Below are 16,680 nucleotides of genomic sequence, written 5' to 3' on the forward strand. Positions count from 1 at the left end.
AGGGTGGGGTCCTCGTTGAGGATGGCGAGGTGCAGGTCGCGGAGTTCGGCGCCGGGGTCCAGGCCGAGGGTGTCGTCGAGGTGGCGCTGGGCGTGCAGGTAGGTGTCCAGGGCCTCGGGGCGGCGGCCGGAACGGTAGAGGGCCGTCATCAGCTGGGCGGTCAGGTGCTCGCGTAACGGATTGCGGGCGGTCAGATCGGTGAGCTCGTCGATGATCTCGTGGTGGTGGCCGAGTTCGAGTTCCAGGTCGAAGCGGCGTTCCCAGGCGAGGAGGCGGCGTTCGGTGTAGCGGTGGGCGGCGGCGGCCAGGGGCGCGCTGTCCAGGTGGGCGAAAGGCTCGCCGCGCCACTCCTGGAGCGCCGTGCGCAGGATGTCGGCCGCTTTCTGGACGTCGGGCGCGTGGCCGGCCTGGGCTACCAGGCTGTCGAACACGTGCGCGTCCAGCCGGTCGTGGCCCAGGTTCAGGCGGTACGCCCCGGGCAGGGTCTCGATCACCGGGCCCAGGGCCTTGCGGAGGTTGCCCACGCAGATCTGGATCTGGGTTCTGGCGGTGCGCGGGGGCGTGTCCCAGATCGCGTCGACGATCTGGTCGAACGGCACGGGGGTGCCGTCCGCGAGCAGGAGCAGCCCGAGGATCACCTGCTGGCGGCGTCCGCCGATGTCCACGGGCACGCCGTCGCGGTGGACCGTGAGCCGGCCGAGGATCGCGTAGTTCACATCATTCGGACGAACAGCGCGCGCGATTTGCTACCCAGCAGATCATCCGGGGGCGACAGTCCGGGGGATTGGGCGAATTATCCGGTTTCACCGATGAAAGTTTCATGTGTTGGGCGGGCGCGATAGCGGCATGAAAGCGCCGCGGTTAGCGGGATATTTCAGCATTTCCGTGCGGGGGACGAAGTCCCTCGCCTTCGGGGACGTCAGCTTCGGGGACGTCGGAGAGCATAGGAGAACTTGTGCGCAAAATCGCCAAGATGGCTGCCGCGCTGGGGATCGGAGTCAGCACCCTGGCATTGACGGCCACGCCCGCCCTGGCGGCCGGCTACCACATCTACGGGACCTGGCCGGTCAACCAGTCCCAGTCCTGCTACTACGCCGAGTACTACCACCCGGACGCGCCGGGGCACCCTGACTTCTGCCAGGTCATCGGCGACCAGATCCACCTCTTCGTCTGGTATTAACTAGAAAGTCGTGATCTGGACCGCCGCAGCGGTGATTAGCCTGGTCAGCGGCTATGCGGCTGTCTATGGGACGGGTTTCTGGTTAATCTAGGCCATATCCCAACGGCCGCCGGTGTCGCCCACGCCGGCGGTCGTTTCAGCTCCTGCGGAGGCGTACGCGGGTGACGGAGTGGTCGGCGCCCTTGCGGAGGATCAGGCCCGCGCGGCCGCGGGTGGGGGCGATGTTCTCGACCAGGTTGCGCTCGTTGATGTCGCGCCAGACGTTGCGGGCGAACGTGGTGGCCTCGGCTTCGGACAGGTCGGCCAGGAATTTGAAATACGACTTCGGGTCGGCGAACGCGGTGGCGCGGAGCTGGTGGAAGCGGGCCACATACCAGGTACGGATGTCCTCGATGCGGGCGTCGACGTAGATGGAGAAGTCGAAATAGTCGTTGACGGCCAGGGCGGTCGGGGGCGCGGGCTGGAGCACATTGAGCCCCTCGACAATAAGGATGTCCGGATTTTTCACCACTTGCTGGGCACCCGGGATGATGTCGTATTCGAGGTGGCTGTAGACGGGGGCAGTGACCTCGGGTTTTCCCGCTTTCACGTCGGCGACGAAACGCACCAGCGCCCGGCGGTCATAGCTTTCCGGGAAGCCCTTGCGGTGCATGATGTCGCGCTCGGTCAGCACCTGGTTGGGGTAGAGGAAGCTGTCGGTGGTGATCAGCTCCACCTTGGGGTGCTCCGGCCAGCGGGCCAGCAGCGTGTGCAGCAGCCGCGCGGTGGTGGACTTCCCGACGGCCACGCTGCCCGCGATCCCCAGAATGTACGGCGGCGGCGCGGTGTCGTCCCCCAGGAACGTGCCGATGGCCGTCCCCCGCTGCCGGGCCCCGGTGAAGTGCAGGTTCAGCAGCCGGGTCAGCGGCAGGTAGATGTCGGTGACCTCGGCCAGGTCGATCGGATCGTCGATCCCGCGCAGCTCCTCCAGTTCGGCCTCGGTCAGCGTGAGCGGCGTGTTCCGCCGCAATCCCCGCCACTGTTCCCGGCTGAGCTCGACGTACGCGTCCCCGACTGCCACGCCGCCCAACATTACCGACGCGTCCCCGTACGACATCGACCGGCCACCGAATTGGCGAGATCTGCCATATAGCCCTACTTCGCAGGGACATTAACGTTTCGTGAACGACGGAGGGAGTCTCGGATGGACCGGCGCAAATTCCTGACGGCTTCGGCGGCTTCGGCCGGGGTGGCGATGTTCGGCGGACCCTTCGCCGGCGTCGCGGCCGCGGGCGAGCGGGGCACCCTGACCCACGGCGCGGACTACGGCCCGCTGGGACCCGTGCCCGACCTGCGCGACGGCGTGGTCCGCCTGCAGCTGCCCGCCGGATTCACGTACCGCTCGTTCAACCCGGTCGGGGAGGCGTTCACCGAGGGCGGCCTGACCCCGGGCCGCCACGACGGCATGGCCGCCTTCCGCGGCCCCAAGGGCAGCACCATCCTGGTACGCAACCACGAGGTCAACGGCCCGGTAGGCGCCTTCGGCGACGTGTCACACGCGTACGACACCGCGGCGGGCGGCGGCACCGCCACGCTCCGCGTCACCCGGTACGGCGAGCTGATCAAGAGCGCCGCCAGCCTCAACGGCACCCAGATGAACTGCTCCGGCGGCCCGATGCCCTGGGGCGCCTGGGTCACCTGCGAGGAGACCGTCAACGGCCCCGACGTCGGCAACGACTTCACCGGCGCCGACAACACGCTGCTCAAGCAGAAGCACGGCTACATCTTCGAGGTTCCGCTCGACCGCGCCGCCGGCCGCAGGCCGATCCGCTCGGCCGGCCGGTTCGCGCACGAGTCGGCCGCCTTCGACCCGAGAACCGGCGCCATCTACCTGACCGAGGACAACTTCGGCTTCGCCTCCGGTTTTTACCGCTACCTCCCGCCGAAGAACCCCCTCAAGGCCGGCCGCATCCTCGACGGCGGCAAGCTCCAGATGCTGGCCGTCAAGAACGCCCCCGGCAAGGACCTCTCGGTCGGCCTGCCCGCCGGCGCGAGCTTCCAGGCCACCTGGGTCACCATCGACGACCCCGACCCGACGTTCACCACCAAGCCCACCAACGACGAGGCCATCCAGTACGTCGGCAAGCAGGGCCGGGCCAAGGGCGCGGCGCTCTTCTCCCGCCTGGAGGGCGCGGTCTACGACTCGGGCACGATCTACTTCGTCTCCACCCAGGGCGGCGCGACGGCCGCGGGCGACACCCCGCCGTCGGGTTTCGGCAAGGGCCGCGGCCAGATCTTCGCCTACGACACCTGGAGCGACCGCCTCCGCCTGGTCTACGAGTCGCCCGGTTCGCTCGTGCTGGACCTGCCCGACAACGTCACCACCAGCAAGCGCGGCACCCTGGTGCTCTGCGAGGACGGCGGCGGCGACAACTACCTGCGCGGCCTTACCAGGCGCGGCGAGATCTTCGACTTCAGCCGCCTGATGCCGGTCTCCGGCGACTCGGGCGCCGAATTCGCCGGCAGCACGTTCGGTCCCGACGGGCACACCCTGTTCGTGAACGTGCAGTCCTCCCAGGGTGTCTCGTTCGCCATCTGGGGCCCGTGGCACAAGGGCGGGTTCTACTAATGGGAAAGTTGCTAAATGGACTGCCACTACGGTCCTGACCAAGCGCGACAGTGGCGTGGCAGTCTGATGAGCAGGTTTCCCGTTAGTAAAGTGAGGTAGTGATCATCGGCATCGGGGTGGATCTTGTGGATGTGGCCAGGTTCGCGGCCACGATCGAACGAACGCCCGGCCTGCTCACCCGCCTCTTCACGGCGGACGAGCAGGCCGAGCCCGTGCATTCGCTGGCCGCCCGCTTCGCGGCCAAGGAAGCCGTGGCCAAGGCGCTGGGCGCGCCGGCCGGGCTTTCCCATCTGGACGCCGAGGTCCGCAAGGATCCGGAGGGCCGCCCGTCGCTGCACGTCGGCGGCCGGGCGGGCGAGCTCGCCACCTCGCTCGGGGTGGTCAGCTGGCACGTCTCGCTCAGCCACGACGGCGGTTTCGCCCTGGCGTACGTGATCGCCGAAGGCTGACGTGGCGGATGGCTTCGGTGATCGACTGCGGCTAGCGTCGAAACATGCGGACCGCCTACACCTCTGACCAGATCAGGACGGCCGAGCGGGCGCTCATGGCCACCGTGCCGGAGGGCACGCTGATGCGCCGGGCCGCGACCGGGCTGAGCGTCGTCTGCGCGGGCCTGCTGCCCGGCGTGTACGGCTCGCGCGTGGTCCTGCTGGTCGGCAGCGGCGACAACGGCGGCGACGCGCTCTACGCGGGAGCCCGGCTGGCCCGGCGGGGGGCGCGGGTGGAGGCGATCCTGGCCGGTTCGCGTACGCACGCGGGCGGGCTGGCCGCGTTGCTTGACGCCGGTGGGCGGACGGCCGGGACGGACGTCATCGAGCAGGCCGATCTGATCGTGGACGGCCTGGTCGGGATCGGGGGCGCGGGGGAGCTGCGGGAGCCGTACCGGACCCTGGCGCTGGCGGCCGAGGGCGCGCCGGGGCTGGTGGTGGCCGTGGACGTGCCCAGCGGGGTGGACGCGAGCACCGGGCGCGTGGACGGGGTGGCGGTGCGGGCGCAGCTGACGGTGACGTTCGGGGCGTGCAAGAACGGGCTGCTGGTCGATCCGGGGAAGTCGTTCTGCGGGCCGGTCGAACTGGTGGACATCGGGCTGGGGCCGTACCTGCCGGATCCGGACGTGGCTTCGCTGACCGATGACGATGTGGCGGATCTGCTGCCCAGGCCGGAGGCCGAGTCGGACAAGTACCGGCGTGGGGTGATCGGGATCGTCGCCGGGAGTGATCGGTTCACCGGGGCGGCGGTGCTCGCGGTCGGGGGCGCCATCCGGGCCGGGGCCGGTCTGGTGCGTTTCGCGAGCGCGGAGACGGCCGTGCGGCAGGTGCGGAACCGCTGGCCGGAGGCGGTCACGACCGTGCTGGACGGTCCTTCGGTGGCCGAGGTCGGGCGGGTGCAGGCGTGGGTGCTCGGGCCCGGGATGGGCACCGGGGAGGAGGCCGTGGCGCTCGCCAGGGCCGTGCTGGCCACCGACGAGCCCGTGCTGGTGGACGCCGACGGTTTGACCATTCTGGCCAACGATCGGGCGCTGTTGCGGCGCTCCGCGCCGACGGTGCTGACCCCGCACGCGGGCGAGCTGTCCCGGCTGCTGGACGTGCCCAGGGAGCGCGTCGAGGCGGCCAGGATGGAGCACGTCCGGCGCGCGGTCGCCGAACTCGGGGCGATCGTGCTGCTCAAGGGCTCCACCACGCTGATCGCGGAACAGGATCGCCCGGTTCGCGTGAACGCGACCGGCACGCCCTGGCTGGCCACGGGCGGGACCGGCGACGTGCTGTCCGGGATCGCGGGCACGCTGCTCTCCGGCGGCCTCAGCGGCTATGACGCGGTGTCGTGTGCGGCACATTTGCATGGACTTGCCGCACAGGCCGCGTCGACCGGCATCTCCGGCGGACACGGGCCAATCGCCGCGATGGACGTGGCGACGATGTTGCCCCAGGTCATCCGGAGTCTGTGAGTTGGTCGCGGCCACCGGAGGCGGCTGCGAAAATTGACGGATGGACATGCTGACTCCGGCCGAGGCCCGCGTGGATCTGGCGGCCATCCGCCACAACATCGGGCTGCTGGCCGCCAACGCGCCCGGCGCCGAACTGCTGGCCGCGGTCAAGGCCGATGCGTACGGGCACGGGCTGGTCGCGTGCGCCCAGGCCGCGCTGGAGGGCGGCGCCACGCGGCTGGGGACGGCATATGTCCGGGAAGCCCTGGAGCTGCGCGCGGCCGGGGTCACCGCGCCCATCCTGGCGTGGATCATCCCGCCGGGGGAGCCGCTCGACGAGGCCGTGCGGCAGGACATCGAGCTGTCGGCGGGGGCTGACTGGCTCATCGACGAGATCGCGGCGGCCGCGCGGGCTACCGGGAAGACCGTTCCGGTTCAGCTCAAAGTGGACAGTGGCATGTCGCGGGGCGGGGCGCCGGTGGCCGCCTGGGGAGCGTTGGTGGATCGGGCGCTGGCCGTACAGGCGGAGGGGTTGATCAAGGTGACCGGCCTGTGGTCGCACTTCGCGTGTGCGGATATTCCAGGCCATCCATCCATTGACGCCCAGCTCGCGGCGTTCGAGGACGCCGTCAAGCACGCCGAGCAGGCCGGCGTCTCCGGCGCGATCCGGCACATCGCCAACTCCGCCGCCATCTTCACCCTGCCGCAGGCCCGCTACGACCTGGTCCGCCCCGGCATCGCGGTGTACGGCCTGAGCCCCATCCCCGAACTCGGCGACTTCGACCTGGTCCCCGCCATGACGCTGGTCGCCCGCCTCGCCATGGTCAAGCGCGTCCCCGCGGGTTCAGGGGTCTCCTACGGCCACCTCTACCACACCGAACGCGAGACCACGCTCGGCCTGGTGCCGCTGGGATACGCGGACGGGATCATGCGTGCCGGGACGAACCGCGCCGAAGTCCTGGCCGGAGGGCGGCGGCGCCGCGTCGCCGGGCGGGTCTGCATGGACCAGTTCACGCTGGATCTGGGCGACGACCCCGTCACCACGGGCGACGAAGTCATCCTGTTCGGCCCCGGATACGAAAATGAACCGACATGTCAGGAATGGGCGGATTCCCTCGGCACGATCACTCATGAGATCGTGACCGGGATCGGATCCCGCGTGCCGCGTGTTCACCTCAACGTATGGCCGAGGGACGGGCGACGAGGAGATCGACAGTGACGGCACGGCGGACAGTCGGGATCGCGGGGGCCATCGTCGGTGCGGCCTCCGCCGGCGTGGCGGCGGGCACGCTCGCCAAACGGTATGCGGTGGGCCGGATCCGGCTGCGCGTTGACCCGGAGGCGAACGAGCCCTTCGGCGAGCTACGCGGCCGGGAGACCACGCTCACCACCTCGGACGGCCTGGAGATCCACGCCGAGGTGGACGGGCCGGAGGACGCGGAACTGACCGTCGTGTTGTGCCACGGCTACTGCCTGACCTCCGATTCGTGGCATTACCAGTGGCGGAACCTGCGGGATCGGTATCGGGTCGTGCTGTGGGATCAGCGCTGTCACGGGCAGTCCTCCCGGGCGGAGGCCGCCGACTGCACGATCGACCGGCTGGGCGAGGATCTGGCCCTGGTGCTGTCGGAACTCGTGCCAGGGCCGTGCGTGCTGGTCGGCCACTCCATGGGCGGAATGACGATCATGGCCCTGGCCGACCGGCGGCCGGAGCTGTTCGGGGATCGGGTGCGCGGCGTCGCGCTGATCTCGACCTCGGCCGGAAAACTCGCCGAGTTGAGCCTGGGGCTGCCGGCACTGGTGTCGAAAGTGGTGAACTTCGCCGTTCCCGGTGCGGTTTCGGTGATGCGCAAGCGGTCGGCCCTGGTGGATCGCGGTCGGCAGGTGGGCAACGACGTTTCCTTCCTGGCGCTGCGCCTGCTGGGCTTCGGTGACTCCAAGTCGGTCAGCCCGACCGTGGTCGACTTCGCCGAGTCGATGATCCGGGCCACCCCGTCCGAGGTGATCGCGGATTTCTATCCGGCGCTGATGTCGCATGACAAACTGACCGCGCTGGACGTCCTGAACAAGGTGCCGACCGCGATCGTGGTCGGCGAGCGCGACTGGCTCACCCCGCCCGACCACAGCCGCGCCATCGCCGCCGCCGTGCCGACGGCCGAGCTGACCTTGGTTCCGGGGACGTCGCATCTGGTGCAGTTGGAGCGGCCTGGCGTGGTGAACGACGCGCTGCGGGTGCTGCTCGAACGAGCCGCGAAACCTCAATAAGCGGATCCCCCGCGCCATGTCGTCTCATTGATCATGGAGCTCCCGCGTATGCCGTGACCATGTCTCGGCGGGGCGAGTTAGCCGATGGTAGCTCTTAGTGTTCAAATGATCGCGCTAGGGTACCGACTCGGTGCCCGAGGGCCGCCGCGGCCGGGTCCGCTCCGCAGAGGCGCGCGTCATCGACCGCAGTGGCCTGGATTGGTCTGAACACCGACCTCAAAGGACTGGGGATCAATGGGCAAGACAGCATGGGTGAAGCCGGCCGTCGCGGCCGCCGCGCTGACGGCCGCCTTCGCGGCGGTCGGGGCTACCACCGCGCCGGCGTCGGCGACCACCGTCGCCTCGGAGCAGTCGTGTTTGGCGACGAAGAAGTTCGGCAGGACCTCATCGGGCTCGAGAATCGAGTTCACGCCCTGCGTGAAGACCGACGGCAAGGTCATCGCCCTCGACCCCGGGGTGGCCTGCTTCGCGTACGGAATCTCCAGGGTGCACCGGCTCAAGGATTGCCGGGCCACGGGCGCGTGGTCCCTGTACAAGGACGGCGAGCGGGTCGCGTCGAGTTCCTCGAAGGACGCGAAGTACCCGGGGCCCGGCACCTACACCCTGACGGCCGACCTGCAGGGATCAGGGAGCTGGCGGTTGAGCGACTCCCGGAACCGCAGCGGGTCCGTGCAGGTCAGCGCGGGCGGCTCGATGGAAGGGACGATCACGCTCACCGACTCGGTACGCACGCCGTCCAACTCTGACTCGCGTAAACGCATCCGTTCGTCGCGTTAGCGCTGGGCCTCGGTCTTCGCGGCTGGCAGCCGTCCGGCCAGCCGCGGGCCGTCGCGTACGTTGGGCGGTCGTCGCCAGGTGATGGTGTGATTGGGGGATGGACTCTGCGAATGGAGCTGGGATGCGGACTGAGGTGCGGAACGCGGAGGAGATGCGGGAGCTGGGGGCCCGGATCGCCGGGCTGCTGGGTCCCGGAGATCTGGTCGTGCTGACCGGTGCGCTGGGGGCGGGGAAGACCACCTTGACGCAGGGGATCGGGGAAGGGCTGAAGGTGCGGGGGCCGGTCACCTCGCCCACGTTCGTGATCGCCCGGGTGCATCCTCCGTTGGGGGAGGGGCCCGCGCTGGTGCATGCGGACGCGTACCGGCTGGGGGGCACGCTGGAGGTCGACGATCTTGATTTGGACGCGTCGATCGCCGATTCGGTAACGATTGTGGAGTGGGGGGAGGGCCTCGTCGAAGATCTTTCGGAGCAGAGGCTCGAAATCCTGATCGAATCCAGCCCCGATGATGATCGGCGAATCGTGCACGTTCGGGGTGTTGGCAGTCGTTGGTCCGATATCTCTGCCGCATTGATCTAGGCCGTTACCCGCTGGACCCTTCCACAACTCTGGAGATCAAGAGAAAATGAAGATCTTTGGTAATGGATTGGCCTAGGTTTTCGGGGTACAGGTGCGGTGAGAGGGGTGCGCCGATGGGCAAGCTGATTCAGGCCGCGTGTGCGGGGGCGATGTTGATCGGCGTGGTCGGGTGCTCGGCTGAGGCCCAGACCGGCACGCCTACGGGCTCCCCGTCCCCGTCGGCCTCGTTACCCACCCCGACGGCGTCGCTGTCGGTGATACCCCGGCAGAACATCCGGGTCGTGGTGGATCCGACGTCGATATCCGGAGGGGTCACCAAGAACGTCCGGGTGACCGCGTTCTGTCCGCCCGCCCAGCCGGGCACCACGTACAAGGCCAATGCCCGGTCCGACGCGTTCACCGGCGTCGTCAGCCTCATGCCCCCGACCGTCGCGACCCCCGCCGCGGCCACCCCGGCGGCCACCGAACCCAGGCTGACCGGTGTCGCGCTGCTCAACCCCAACGCCAAAGCCGGGGGATACCGGGTGGAAGTGCGCTGCGAGGCCACCAACGACGTCGGCAACGCCCGCTTCCGGGTGACCGCCCCACCCGCCGACACCTTCCCCACCAAGGCGCCTGGCGCCGGCGGCGGCGGCACGGCCGCGGGCGGCCCCGAGGAATCCTCCGGCCTGCCGATCACCCCGATCACGCTCGGCCTGCTGACCGCGTTCTTCGTCGGCATCGCCGTAGCCCGCAGGCGCAACCGGGGCTGAGATTTGGCCAGCTCCACCCGCTCGTGGATCATCGCGGGAGTGATCACGGGATTCGTCCTGGTCGCGATCGGCAAACCGCACATCGACGAGCAGACCGCGACCCGCTCCTCCGCCGTGCCCGAACGCATCGACATCCCCACCCTCGACCTCAAGGCCCCCCTGATGGAACTCGGCCTGACCGGCGCGGGCGACGTCGAACTCCCCCCCTACGAAAAGCCCAAAGTCGCCGGCTGGTACACCGGCAGCGCCGTCCCCGGCGACACCGGCGCCTCCGTCATCATCGGCCATGTCGACACGAAATCCGCCCCCGCCGTCTTCTACCGCCTCCGCGAACTCCGCAAAGGCGCCACCGTCAAAGTCCACCGCAACGACGGCAAAACCATCGCCTACACCGTCGACTCAGTCGAACAAATCCCCAAAGACAGATTCCCCGCCAGAAGCGTCTACACCGGCGATGGCCTCCGCCTGGTCACCTGCGGCGGCACCTTCGACTGGAAAAACCACGAATACCAAGACAACATCATCGTGTACGCCTCCCGCGTGACCAGCTCAGCCTGACGAAGGTCTTCGCGATAACCCTTCTGAAACGTGACGATCCGGTCTTCCGGCGGGCGGGGTCGGCGGAAGGGCTAGGCTTGTTGTTCGTGCTGGTCCTGGCCTTTGATACCGCGACTCCCGCCGTGACGGCCGCGTTGCATGACGGAACGCGCGTGCTGGCCGAGTCCACGACGGTTGACGCGCGACGTCATGGGGAGTTGCTCGCTCCGGCGATTGAGGCGGTGCTCGCTGAATCGGGGGCTTCGCTGGGTGAGGTGACCGCGGTCGTGGCGGGGGCCGGGCCGGGGCCGTACACGGGGTTGCGGGTTGGGTTGATGACGGCGCGCGCGTTGGGCGCGACCCTGGGTGTGCCGGCGTTCGGTGTTTGTACGCTTGATGCGCTGGCGTATGCGACGGAGTCGGCCGATCCTTTCGTGGTGGTGACGGACGCGCGGCGGAAGGAACTCTTCTGGGCGCGGTATGGCGATGCCAGGACCAGGGTCGATGGGCCGAGGGTGGCGCGGCCGCACGATGTGCCGGATGGTTTGCCGATCGTGGGGGTCCGGCTTTATGAGGAGATCGTCGGTGAGGTGAGTGGGCCGGAGCATCTGTCGGCGGGTGCGTTGGCCGCTCTCGCCGCTGAGCGGCTGGCGGGGTTGACGCCCGAGCAGGCGTTGGTGGTGGCGCGGTTGCCTGAGGGCAGGATTGACTCCGAGGAGGCCGCGCAAGGTCGGGGAGTGCTGGGTCCGGCCGTTCCCATCTACCTGCGCCGGCCCGACGCTCAGATCCCGGGGGCGCCGAAGAAGGTGACGGCGTGATCGGCCAGGCGCCAGTGGCCGCCCTCCGGCAGATGACCGAGCGCGACATCGCCGATGTGGTCGCGGTCGAGCGGGCCACCTTCCCCTTGGACGCGTGGACCGAAGGCATGCTCCGCGGCGAGCTGGCCGACCAGCCCCGCACCCGCCACTACCTGGTCGCCGAAGTGGAGGGCAGGATCGTCGGCTACGCGGGCCTCGCCGTCGCCGCCGACCAGGCCGACGTGCAGACCATCGCCGTCTACGCCGACCATCGCCGCGCCGGCATCGGCTCCCAGCTCCTGACCGCGCTCCTCGCCGAAGCCGCCCGCCGCGGGGCCACCAAGATCTTCCTAGAGGTCCGGGCCGACAACCCGCCCGCCCAGACCATGTACACCAACTTCGGCTTCGAGGCGTACGGCGTGCGCCGCGCCTACTACGACGACGGCACCGACGCGATCACGATGATGAGGGAACTCGATGGCTGACCAGCCGATCGTCCTGGGGATCGAGACATCCTGCGACGAGACGGGCATCGGCATCGTGCGCGGGCACACGCTGCTCGCCGACACGATCGCCTCCAGCATCGACGAGCACGCCCGTTTCGGCGGGGTGGTGCCCGAGGTGGCCTCTCGCGCGCACCTGGACGCGATGTCCCCCACCGTGGAAAGCGCCCTGGCCAAAGCTGGTTTGCGGCTGGCCGACATCGACGCCATCGCGGTGACGGCGGGCCCCGGCCTCGCGGGCGCGCTCCTGGTCGGGGTCGCGGCGGCGAAGGCGTACGCGCTGGGGCTCGGCATCCCGCTCTACGGGGTCAACCATCTGGCCGCCCACGTCGCCGTCGACCAGCTCGAACACGGGCCGCTCCCCAAGCCCTGCCTGGCCATGCTGGTCTCCGGCGGCCACTCCTCGCTCCTGCTCGTCCCCGATGTGGCAAAAGAAGTGATCTCGCTCGGCTCCACCGTGGACGACGCGGCGGGCGAGGCTTTCGACAAGGTCGCCCGCGTGCTCGGCCTGCCCTTCCCGGGTGGCCCTCACATCGACCGTGCCGCCCGCGACGGCTCGGCCACCGCGATCGCCTTCCCGCGCGGCAAGGCCGATGACGGCACTCTCGATTTCTCTTTCTCCGGCCTCAAAACCGCCGTCGCCCGCTACGTGGAGAAGCACGGCGGCTCCCTGTCCATCCCCGACGTGGCCGCGTCCTTCCAGGAGGCCGTCGTCGACGTCCTCACCCGCAAGGCCCTGGCCGCCTGCGCCCAGCACGACGTCCACGACCTCCTCATCGGCGGCGGCGTCGCCGCCAACTCCCGCCTCCGCGCCCTGGCCCAGGAACGCTGCGACGCGGCAGGCGTGCGTTTGCGCGTCCCCCGCCCGGGTTTGTGCACCGACAACGGCGCCATGGTCGCGGCTCTGGGCGCGAACCTCTTGGAGGCCGGCATCGCGCCATCCCCGCTGACGATCCCCGCGGACTCCTCGCTCCCCATCACCACCATCCACGTCTGATCTTCTGGGTCCGGTGCGGTCGCGTGCCGGAGGTGACCGGCGGGCGGTTCATGTAGCGAGTCGCTGAAGGGTCGGCACAGGCGGTGATCCGCGAACCGGTCCGCAACCCCGCGCGGCCGGTTCGGCGGATCACTCGTGTCCCTCTCAGGAATCGGGGTTCGCCGTCACGTAGCCCGTCACCATGTCCGACAGGAGTTTGCGCAGGCGCTCGCGGTTCTCCGGCGTCGCGGGGTTGCTCTCGAACAGCCACTCGAACGTGAACTGGTTCGACATGCGGAAGAAGCTGAAGCTGGTGATCGCGAAGTGGAGGTCCACGGCGTCGATCCCCTGCCGGAAGACGCCCGTGCGCAGACCCCGTTCGACGATCTCCGACAGCAGCGCCAGCGCCGGGCTGGCGAGCTCGTCGCGCACCCCGGACTTCCGCAGCTGTTCCCCCCGCAGGATGTTCTCCCCCGCCATGAGCCGCACGAAGTCCGGATGGCGTTCGTGGTAGTCGAAGGTCAGCTCGATCACGCGGCGCAGTGCGGTGAGCGGATCGAGATCGCCCACGTGCACCTGCTGCTCCTCGGCCCTGATGCTGGCGATCGAGCGTTCCAGCACCGCCCGGTAGAGCCCTTCCTTGTCGCCGAAGTAGTAGTAGATCATCTTCTTCGTCGTCTGGGTCCGCAGCGCGATGTCGTCGATCCGCGCGCCGGTGTAGCCCTTGTCGGCGAATTCCTCGGTCGCCACCTTCAAGATGTCGTCACGAGCGTCCTGCCGGGTGCCCGGCCCTTTTCGCCGCGTGTTGCCAGCCTTCGCGTTCGACACCCGTCCGCCTGTTCTCTCACATCACCAGTTGGTGACTTCGACTGAGGTCCAGGTTAGCGACTGCGCGGACGAGAGTACAGAGGTCTCTACCTGTGCCTGAAGCGGAATCAGTCGACATCGGGGTATGGACGTTCGTCGACATGGCGTTGTACGGTTGCGCCCTGTTCACCATTTAGTGAACAAAACATCGCCCTCTCTGCGCGGATTGCCGCGAGGCAGATTCGAGAGGTAATCATGACCGACCTTCACATCCCGAGTCCCGCCAAACCCCATGGTGGGCCCGCTCTCCGCGACAACGCCCGTGCCCGCACCTCGCGAGGCGCCCACCGCGGGCCGCTGGCCATCTCGATCGCCGGGATCGCGGGGCTGCTGGCGCTGTGGGAACTGATCGTGCACACGTTTGACATCCCCGGCTACCTGCTGGCGGGCCCGTGGGAAGCGCTCGCCGAGATCGCCGCCGCCCCGGGTTTTTACTGGCAGCACAGCCTGATGACGCTGGAGGCGTCGGCGCTGGGCTTCGGCGCCGGCGGTGTGCTCGGCGTCATATGCGGTGCCGTGATCTTCTATGTGCCGGCCATCCGGCATGTGCTCTACCCGTCACTGATCGCGGTGAACACGATCCCCAAGGTCGCCATCGCCCCGCTGTTCATCGTCTGGTTCGGCTTCGGGCTGGAGTCCAAGAGCTTCGTGGCCCTGTCCATCGCGTTCTTCCCGCTGGTGATCAGCACGTTCGACGGGCTCGCCTCGGTCCCATCGGAGCTGCGGGAACTGGCCAGGATCAACCGGGCGTCGAAGTGGAACCAGATGCGCAAGATCGAGTTGATCCACTGCCTGCCCTCCATCTTCACCGGCATGAAGATCTCGATCTCGATGGCCGTCGGTGGCGCCGTCGTCGGCGAGTTCATCGCCGGTAACTCCGGCCTCGGCTTCGTGATCCTGGTGGCGAACAGCCAGGTGAACCTGACGTCGATGTTCGCCGCCTTCATCTGCCTGGCAGTGATGTCACTGGCGCTGTTCATGGTCGTCGACCACCTGGGCCGGATTCTCCTGCCCTGGAATGTCGCCACTTCGAAGTGACCGAGAAAGTGATGCAGCTCCGATGATCTCTCGCGCACTGCACGGGGCCGTGGGCCTCGCCGTGGCCACCGCGCTGCTGACCGGCTGCTCCGCCGCGTCATCCGGCCGGGAGCAGGTCACCTTCATGATGGACGTCGCCCTGCTCCCCAAACACGCACTGTTCTACGCGGCCGTGGACCAGGGATTTTACCGCGCCGCCGGCTTCGACGTCATGATCGTCCCCGGATCCGGCTCGAAGAACACCGCCCTGGCCGTGGCGTCCGGGCGGGTCTCCTTCGGGTTCGCCGACTTCGGCCAGACCGCGCTGGCGCGGTCCCAAGGCGCCAAGGTCAAGCAGCTGGGACTCGTCCAGGCGCGGACCGCCTACGCCACCATCACCACCAGCGACACCGGAATCAGGCGATGGCCGGACCTGAAGGGCAAGAAGGTCGCGACCGAGGCCGGCGGCGCGATGGCGGCGATGTTCCCGCTCGCCCGCGAACGGGCCGGCCTCAAGGAATCGGACGTGCAGCTGATCGCCGCCAGCGGCCCGGCCAAGATTCCCGGACTGCTCAGCGGGCAGTGGGACGCCACCCTGGCGTTCTACAACTCCGATCAGCCGGTGCTCGTCTCGCTGGGTTACACCCCGGTGATGCTGAAGTGGAGCGACCTCGGAATCTCCATGTACGGCAACGGGATCATCGCCGGCGACGAGGCGATCGCCGGTGATCCCGACCGCGTCAGGCGCTTCGTGACCGCCACGCTCCGCGGCGTCAAGTGGGCCTGCGATCACCAGGACCAAGCCGGCCGATCCCTGCTCGGCCATGTCCGGCTGATGAACCAGAAGGCCGCTCAAGCGGGAGTCGCCTCCGCATGCGACCTGGTGTGGAGCGAGGAAACGCGGGCCCGCGGCCTCGGCGTGATGACCGACGCCGGTGTGCGGCACGTGCTGGACCTGACCGGCCGGTACCTGAAGGCCGACACGGGCGGCGTACGGCCCGCCGATCTGTACACCGACGAGTTCCTGGCGCCGATCGGCCCGGCGACGGTCATCGACGCCCCCCACAACTGACCTCTCCCGGCCCCATCGAAGCGAGACCACCATGACGACGTCCCCTGTGATCGAACTCGACGCTGTCGGGATGACCTACCGCAGCCGCAAGGAGACCAACACCGTCCTCGACGGGTGCACGCTCAGCGTCGGCCGCGGCGAGTTCGTCTCGATCGTCGGCCATTCCGGCGGCGGAAAGACGACCCTCCTGCGCATCATCTCCGGGCTGATCCATCCCACCGAGGGCTCGGTGTGGGTGAACGGCCAGCACCTCGACCAGTCGCTGAGCGACATGTCGATGGTGTTCCAGAAGCCGGTCCTGTTGCCCTGGCGCAACAACCTGCAGAACGTGTTGCTGCCCATGGAGTTCCGCGGCCGGGTCACCGACACCATGCGCGCCTACGCGATGGAACTCCTCGAGATGACCGGGCTGAAGGACACCGCCCGGCGCCATCCGTACGAACTGAGCGGCGGCATGCAGCAGCGGGTCGCGATCTGCCGGGCACTGGTGTCGCATCCCGACATCATGCTCATGGACGAGCCGTTCGGCGCGCTCGACGCCATGACCCGGGATTCGATGAACCTCGAACTGCAACGCATCTGGTCGGAAACCGGCCGGAGCATTCTCTTCGTCACCCACAGCATCCCCGAGGCGGTGTTCCTCAGCGACCGCGTCGTCGTCATCGGAGGCAAGCCCGGCCGGGTCGTCGCGGACATCGCCGTCGACCTGCCCCGACCGCGTACCAAGGCCCATCGCTACACGCCCGAGTTCTACGAGTACGAGCAGCAGATCTCCGAACTCATCGGGGCGAAGGAATCCATCGCCTAGCCCCAGCCGAAATGAAT

19 protein-coding genes are annotated in these 16,680 nt (G+C 68.7%); 16 read left to right on the forward strand and 3 right to left on the reverse strand.

Annotated features, from left to right (window positions below; translation table 11 throughout):
• A partial coding sequence (locus Amac_RS37630) for an AfsR/SARP family transcriptional regulator (protein WP_170322855.1) occupies nt 1-716 on the reverse strand: 716 nt, incomplete at its 3' end.
• A 239-nt stretch (nt 717-955) separates the two neighbouring features.
• On the opposite strand from Amac_RS37630, the gene Amac_RS37635 reads away from it, so the two are divergent.
• Nucleotides 956-1,180 carry a hypothetical protein gene (locus tag Amac_RS37635; protein ID WP_155359196.1) on the forward strand — a complete coding sequence of 75 codons (225 nt, stop codon included), beginning with the start codon at nt 956-958 and terminating at the stop codon, nt 1,178-1,180.
• Between the two features lie 136 nt (nt 1,181-1,316).
• Here the strand turns inward: Amac_RS37635 and coaA are convergent, their stop codons facing one another.
• A complete protein-coding gene (gene coaA, locus Amac_RS37640; protein WP_155359197.1) occupies nt 1,317-2,252 on the reverse strand; it encodes a type I pantothenate kinase in 936 nt (311 codons plus the stop codon).
• A gap of 111 nt (nt 2,253-2,363) precedes the next feature.
• Here coaA and Amac_RS37645 point away from each other — a divergent pair, with 111 nt between their 5' ends.
• The 12 genes from Amac_RS37645 (at nt 2,364) to tsaD (ending at nt 12,920) form a co-directional block, all read left to right on the forward strand.
• A complete protein-coding gene (locus Amac_RS37645; RefSeq protein ID WP_155359198.1) occupies nt 2,364-3,788 on the forward strand; it encodes a PhoX family protein in 1,425 nt (474 codons plus the stop codon).
• 98 nt (nt 3,789-3,886) lie between these two features.
• Nucleotides 3,887-4,237 (forward strand): holo-ACP synthase, encoded by a 351-nt coding sequence (locus Amac_RS37650; RefSeq protein WP_155359199.1) that lies wholly within the window; start codon nt 3,887-3,889, stop codon nt 4,235-4,237.
• Nucleotides 4,238-4,281: 44 nt separating this feature from the next.
• Nucleotides 4,282-5,733 carry an NAD(P)H-hydrate dehydratase gene (locus Amac_RS37655; RefSeq protein ID WP_155359200.1) on the forward strand — a complete coding sequence of 484 codons (1,452 nt, stop codon included), beginning with the start codon at nt 4,282-4,284 and terminating at the stop codon, nt 5,731-5,733.
• A 46-nt stretch (nt 5,734-5,779) separates the two neighbouring features.
• Nucleotides 5,780-6,931, forward strand: a complete 1,152-nt coding sequence (gene alr / locus Amac_RS37660) for an alanine racemase (RefSeq protein ID WP_155359255.1) — start codon at nt 5,780-5,782, stop codon at nt 6,929-6,931.
• Nucleotides 6,928-7,977 (forward strand): alpha/beta fold hydrolase, encoded by a 1,050-nt coding sequence (locus tag Amac_RS37665; RefSeq protein WP_246268975.1) that lies wholly within the window; start codon nt 6,928-6,930, stop codon nt 7,975-7,977. Before alr ends, Amac_RS37665 begins: the two co-directional genes overlap by 4 nt.
• 234 nt (nt 7,978-8,211) lie before the next feature.
• Complete coding sequence (locus Amac_RS37670) at nt 8,212-8,754, forward strand: hypothetical protein (protein ID WP_155359202.1); 543 nt, start codon at nt 8,212-8,214, stop codon at nt 8,752-8,754.
• 121 nt (nt 8,755-8,875) lie between these two features.
• Entirely contained in the window at nt 8,876-9,334 is a 459-nt protein-coding gene (gene tsaE / locus Amac_RS37675; RefSeq protein WP_218041531.1) for a tRNA (adenosine(37)-N6)-threonylcarbamoyltransferase complex ATPase subunit type 1 TsaE, read from the forward strand.
• Between the two features lie 113 nt (nt 9,335-9,447).
• Nucleotides 9,448-10,086 carry a hypothetical protein gene (locus Amac_RS37680; protein WP_155359204.1) on the forward strand — a complete coding sequence of 213 codons (639 nt, stop codon included), beginning with the start codon at nt 9,448-9,450 and terminating at the stop codon, nt 10,084-10,086.
• Nucleotides 10,087-10,125: 39 nt separating this feature from the next.
• Complete coding sequence (locus tag Amac_RS37685) at nt 10,126-10,644, forward strand: class F sortase (protein ID WP_246268976.1); 519 nt, start codon at nt 10,126-10,128, stop codon at nt 10,642-10,644.
• A gap of 86 nt (nt 10,645-10,730) precedes the next feature.
• Nucleotides 10,731-11,441, forward strand: a complete 711-nt coding sequence (gene tsaB, locus Amac_RS37690; RefSeq protein WP_155359257.1) for a tRNA (adenosine(37)-N6)-threonylcarbamoyltransferase complex dimerization subunit type 1 TsaB — start codon at nt 10,731-10,733, stop codon at nt 11,439-11,441.
• 32 nt (nt 11,442-11,473) lie between these two features.
• The gene (gene rimI / locus Amac_RS37695; protein ID WP_155359256.1) at nt 11,474-11,905 is read left to right on the forward strand and encodes a ribosomal protein S18-alanine N-acetyltransferase; all 432 of its coding nucleotides are present in this window, start codon (nt 11,474-11,476) and stop codon (nt 11,903-11,905) included.
• Nucleotides 11,898-12,920: a tRNA (adenosine(37)-N6)-threonylcarbamoyltransferase complex transferase subunit TsaD gene (gene tsaD, locus Amac_RS37700; RefSeq protein ID WP_155359206.1), complete on the forward strand. Its 1,023-nt coding sequence runs from the start codon at nt 11,898-11,900 to the stop codon at nt 12,918-12,920. The genes rimI and tsaD overlap by 8 nt, the downstream gene beginning before the upstream one ends.
• Before the next feature lie 144 nt (nt 12,921-13,064).
• Here the strand turns inward: tsaD and Amac_RS37705 are convergent, their stop codons facing one another.
• Entirely contained in the window at nt 13,065-13,727 is a 663-nt protein-coding gene (locus tag Amac_RS37705; RefSeq protein WP_155359207.1) for a TetR/AcrR family transcriptional regulator, read from the reverse strand.
• 234 nt (nt 13,728-13,961) lie between these two features.
• Between Amac_RS37705 and Amac_RS37710 the strand changes: the two genes are divergently transcribed.
• The 3 genes from Amac_RS37710 to Amac_RS37720 are packed head-to-tail and all read left to right on the forward strand — an operon-like array spanning nt 13,962 to nt 16,663.
• A complete protein-coding gene (locus Amac_RS37710; RefSeq protein ID WP_155359208.1) occupies nt 13,962-14,804 on the forward strand; it encodes an ABC transporter permease in 843 nt (280 codons plus the stop codon).
• A 22-nt stretch (nt 14,805-14,826) separates the two neighbouring features.
• Nucleotides 14,827-15,855 (forward strand): ABC transporter substrate-binding protein, encoded by a 1,029-nt coding sequence (locus tag Amac_RS37715; RefSeq protein ID WP_155359209.1) that lies wholly within the window; start codon nt 14,827-14,829, stop codon nt 15,853-15,855.
• A gap of 31 nt (nt 15,856-15,886) precedes the next feature.
• Nucleotides 15,887-16,663, forward strand: a complete 777-nt coding sequence (locus Amac_RS37720; protein WP_155359210.1) for an ABC transporter ATP-binding protein — start codon at nt 15,887-15,889, stop codon at nt 16,661-16,663.
• The last annotated feature ends 17 nt before the right edge of the window (nt 16,664-16,680 follow it).

Source organism: Acrocarpospora macrocephala (assembly GCF_009687865.1).
GTDB lineage: Bacteria > Actinomycetota > Actinomycetes > Streptosporangiales > Streptosporangiaceae > Acrocarpospora > Acrocarpospora macrocephala.